The sequence below is a fragment of the Rhodococcus sp. Leaf225 genome (assembly GCF_001426145.1).
Classification (GTDB): Bacteria; Actinomycetota; Actinomycetes; order Mycobacteriales; family Mycobacteriaceae; genus Rhodococcoides.
In genome coordinates this window covers 1-521 of record NZ_LMRN01000024.1, presented here as the reverse complement: position 1 = coordinate 521, position 521 = coordinate 1, and the positions used below count along the sequence as shown (strand labels likewise).

Sequence of the window (521 nt, the reverse complement as noted above, 5' to 3'; positions counted from 1 at the left end):
GGCTCGTCGCATCCTGGGGCTGGAGTAGGTCCCAAGGGTTGGGCTGTTCGCCCATTAAAGCGGTACGCGAGCTGGGTTTAGAACGTCGTGAGACAGTTCGGTCCCTATCCGCTGCGCGCGCAGGAAATTTGAGAAGATCTATCCCTAGTACGAGAGGACCGGGATGGACGAACCTCTGGTGTGTCAGTTGTTCCGCCAGGAGCACCGCTGATTAGCTACGTTCGGAACGGATAACCGCTGAAAGCATCTAAGCGGGAAGCCGGCTTCGAGATGAGATTTCCATCCCTTCGGGGGAGAGGCTCCCAGCCAGACGACTGGGTTGATAGGCCGGATGTGGAAGACAGGACTAAAGACTGTCGGAGCTGACCGGTACTAATAAGCCGATAACTTGATAATCACTACACTCATACCGTTGTAAAGGCTGGTAGGAGTGGCCAGAGATTGCTTGCGTCCACTTTGTGGTTCCCAGAATACGGGCACTACTGCACCCGCCTCGAGCGGGGCAGACAATTGAATACACG

At 55.5% G+C, this 521-nt stretch carries 1 rRNA gene (running past one end of the window); it reads left to right on the top strand.

From position 1 onward, the window contains the following. Positions 1-396 (top strand): 23S ribosomal RNA (locus ASG69_RS18305); its annotated part reaches 678 nt to the left of the window's first position; the annotation flags it as partial. Positions 397-521 lie beyond the last annotated feature (125 nt).